The organism is Kitasatospora putterlickiae (assembly GCF_039527695.1).
Taxonomy (GTDB): domain Bacteria; phylum Actinomycetota; class Actinomycetes; order Streptomycetales; family Streptomycetaceae; genus Kitasatospora; species Kitasatospora putterlickiae.
Map to the genome: position 1 here is coordinate 1 of NZ_BAAAKJ010000286.1, position 3,779 is coordinate 3,779.

General features: G+C 75.0%; 4 protein-coding genes. 1 reads left to right on the forward strand and 3 read right to left on the reverse strand.

Translation table 11 applies throughout. The annotated features are described in order from the left end of the window. The 3 genes from ABD308_RS27770 to ABD308_RS27780 all read right to left on the reverse strand — a co-directional run. The coding region (locus ABD308_RS27770) for an IS701 family transposase (protein WP_425554865.1) at positions 1-861 on the reverse strand (861 nt) is incomplete at its 3' end. Between the two features lie 120 nt (positions 862-981). Next, a complete protein-coding gene (locus ABD308_RS27775) occupies positions 982-1,830 on the reverse strand; it encodes an NAD(P)H-binding protein (RefSeq protein ID WP_344340069.1) in 849 nt (282 codons plus the stop codon). Between the two features lie 27 nt (positions 1,831-1,857). Beyond that, positions 1,858-3,054, reverse strand: a complete 1,197-nt coding sequence (locus ABD308_RS27780; protein WP_344340072.1) for an acyltransferase family protein — start codon at positions 3,052-3,054, stop codon at positions 1,858-1,860. A 231-nt stretch (positions 3,055-3,285) separates the two neighbouring features. Here ABD308_RS27780 and ABD308_RS27785 point away from each other — a divergent pair. Continuing rightward, positions 3,286-3,779: alcohol dehydrogenase catalytic domain-containing protein (locus tag ABD308_RS27785; RefSeq protein ID WP_344340076.1), on the forward strand; the 494-nt coding region annotated here is incomplete at its 3' end.

A 3,779-nucleotide genomic window follows, 5' to 3' on the forward strand; every position in this document is an offset into this window, starting at 1 on the left:
CAGCCCGGCGCGCGGCGCGCCCGCCGGGTCCGACCAGACCACCGGCCGGCGCAGCTCCCGGGCGGCGGTGAGCAGGTGGCAGGCCGGCCCCGGTCCGGCCGGGTGGCCGGGCGGCGGCGCCACCGGGCGCAGCGGGAACGAGCCGCCCACCCGGACCAGCATCGGCAGCCGTTCGGCCCGCATCCGGCGCACCAGCCGCAGCCCGTCGGCGTCCCGGGCGTCCGCGACCACCGGGCGGGCCGGCAGTCCCCAGCGGGCGGGCAGGCCGAGCACCGTCTCCAGCGCGCAGTCGCCGAGGGTCTCCGCGTCCACCTCGTCCGGGATCAGCGCCTGGCTGCGCCGCGGCGCGTCCTCCAGCCAGGTGCGCGGCAGGTGCAGCCGCCAGTTGACCGGTCCGCTGAAGCTCTCCGAGGCGGTCCAGACGCCCACCGCCTGCTGGGCGTTGAGCACCTGGCCGAGGGCCGGGATGAAACGGCGGTCGACGCCCACCGAGTGGTCGCCGGCCTTCGGGACGACCATCGGCCGCAGCACGTAGGCCTGCGGCGGGGCGATCCTGGCCAGGTGCTGGGCCAGGGCCTGGCGGACCGGGCCCCAGTCCCAGGTGGAGCTGGTGATGAAGTGGTGCAGGCTCTGTTCGGCGGCCGGTCCGCCGACCACGGTGGCGATGTTGCGGATCGACTTGCGCCCGCGCGCGCCGAGCAGCCCGCGCAGGTACTGGGCGCCCTTGCGCCGCTGGTCGCTGCGCGGGAGCGAGGCGAACAGCACCGCGCACAGCTCCTTGAGCAGCACCTCGTGCGAGGCGTCGAGCAACCGGCCTTCCTCCGGGGAGGCTTGCGGCTCCGCCGGCAGGGGTCGGGTGATGGCTGGGCCGCTCATCGGTCCCCCTCGGATCGCGGGTTCGCTTGCGCCGGACCCTACGGTTCGCGCCCCGTCCCGCTAAGGTGCGCGGCCCACCGCTCCGGCGCGGTCGGTGGCGGGCGCTCAGGCGGTGAAGTCCGCGGCGTGGTCGCGGGCCCACTCGGCGAAGGTCCGGGCCGGGCGGCCGGTGAGCCGCTCCACCGTGTCGGACACCTCGGTCGGCACGCCGTCGGAACCGGCCCAGTAGCCGACCACCGCGTCCATCACCCAGACCGGCACGATCGGGGCGAGCGCCTCGCGCGCCTCGGCCTCGGTGAGCTCCTCGAACACCAGCGGCCGGCCGAGCGCCTCGGCGAGCGCCGCCAGCTGCTCCCGCTGGGTGATCGAGGCCGGGCCGCTGATGAAGTACGCCCGGCCCTCGTGGCCGGCCCCGGTGAGCGCGGCCACCGCGACCGCGGCGACGTCCTTCTCGTGGATCGCGTCGCTGTGCGACTCCGGGTACGGGAAGCGGATCCGTCCCCCGTCCCGGATCGACTCCGGCCAGCCCCACATCAGGAGGTTGGTGGCGAAGTTGTGCGGCCGCAGGAAGGTGTGCGGGATCCCGGAGGCGAGCACCGCCTCCTCGACCGCGCGGTGCATCTCGACGATCGGCTTCTGCACCGGGAAGGCGTCCACCACGGTCTGCGAGGAGAGCATCACGACGTGCCGCACGCCCGCCTCCTTCGCCGCGGCGAGGAAGCCGGCGGTGCCCCGCGGGACGGCGTAGAGGAACACCTTCTCCACCCCGGCCAGTGCCGGGCCGTGGGTGCCGGGGTCGGTGAGGTCGAGCACGGCGGTCTCGACCGGGGCCGGCGGCGCCAGCCTCTCCGGGGTCCGGGCACCGGCCCGGACGTCGGCCCCGGCCGCCAGCAGTTGTGCCAGCACCTCGGCGCCGACCTGGCCGGTCGCCCCGGTGACGAGGATCTTGCCCATGGGTTCGGCTCGCTTTCTCGACGTCGGTCAGGAGGGTCGGGCGGTGGTCGTCGCGGCCGGCCGGCCGCGCGGCGCGGAGAACCGCCGGGTGATCGGCGCCTCGACCAGCCGGTACAGCACCCAGGAGAGCAGCACGGTCACCACGACGGCGAGCAGCAGCAGGCCGACACCCTCGACGGTGGAGTACATCCGGGTGCCGAGCAGGTCGCGCAGCTCGGTCAGCACGATGAAGTGCAGCAGGTAGAAGGCGAAGGAGACCTCGCCGAGCCAGGTCATCACCCGGTTGCGGAAGGGGGTGAACCGGCCGTCCCGGTCGGCGATCGCGGCGGACGCGACGAGCAGCGCGATCGGCACCACGGTGAGGGCCCGCTGGGCGTACAGGTAGGGCACCCAGCGGGTGGCGGCGTAGCCCACCGCCAGCAGCACGCCGGACCAGGCCATGCCGAGGTCGCGCCAGCGGCCGGAGCGCACCGCGAGGGCGACCAGGACGCCGAGCGCGAAGTCCACCATCCGCACCGGCGGGAGCACGTAGGCGAACCAGTACTGGGCGACCGAGGCCCGGTAGCCGCCGGGCACGCCGGGGGTGTCGGGCAGCAGCAGGTAGGCGAGGACGGGGGTGGCGACGACGGCGGCGGCCGCCCCGGCGATCCAGTACGGCAGCCGCTCGGGGCGGATCGCGCGCAGCGCCCGGTGCAGCAGCGGGAAGGAGAGGTAGAACACCAGCTCGGCACCGAGCGACCAGCTCGGCGGGTCGACACTGAAGTAGGTGTTGAAGTCGGGTATCCAGACCTGCAGCATCAGCAGGTTGAGGACCGCGGTGCGGGCCGGGGTGTAGGCGCCCGCGAAGAGCACCATGGCCAGCGCCCAGGCGACCACGTAGTTGGGGACGATCTTGACCAGGCGGCGCCGCCAGAACCCGGTGGCGGTGTCGCCGGGGCGGGCCGACCAGGTCAGCACGAAGCCGCTGAGCACGAAGAAGAAGGCCACGCCGAGGCCGCCGGCCTGGTCGGCGAGGCCGGTGAAGCGGTGCTCGACGTCGTCGTCGGCGAAGAACCGCAGGGTGGGGATCGGCAGCGCCGCGTGGTAGGCGAAGACCGCGAGGGCGGCGGGGAAGCGCAGGCCGGTCAGGGACGGCAGGCGGACGGCGGCGGCGCGCGCCGTGCCCGGCCCGCTCCCGCCGGCGGGTCTCGGTCCCGGCTGGGCGAGGAGTCGGTCGGTGGCCATGTTCCCGTCCTTGGTGGTCGAGCCGGTGGGCGGGGACGGAGGCAGGTCGTCCCCGCCCGCAGGCCGAGTAAACTACTCCGTGCAGATGAGAGATTGCACCGATCGGTGTAGCATCTATGTCAGGTCGGGCGGCAGCCCGTCCCACCCCGTCTTTCCTTCCGAGACAAGGGAGTTGACGAACGATGCCGCGATCCGACGCCGCCCGTCCGCACCTCCCGCAGGATCGGTCCCATGCGCGCAGCGTTCATTCCGCGGCTCGGTCCGGCCACCGCCATCCGGCACGGCGAGGTGCCCGAGCCGGACCCCGGCCCCACCGACGTCCTGGTCGCGGTGACCGCGGTATCGGTCAACCCGGTCGACACCTTCGTCCGCTCGGGCCTCTTCCGGACCCCGCTGCCCTTCCCGTTCGTGATCGGGCGGGACCTCGTGGGCACCGTGCTCCGGGCCGGCCCCGGAGCCCCCGGCTTCCGCCCCGGTGACCGGGTCTGGTGCAACAGCCTCGGCCACGGCGGCCGGCAGGGCGCGGCGGCCGAACGCGCGGCCGTCCCCGCCGACCGGCTCTACCGCCTGCCTCCGGGCGTCGACCCGGCCGAGGCCGTCGCCGCCCTCCACCCCGCGGCCACCGCGCACCTCGCCCTGTTCACCCACGGCGGGCTGCGCACCGGCGAGACCGTGCTGGTCGGCGGCGGGGGCGGCAACGTCGGCGGCGCCCTGATCACGCTGGC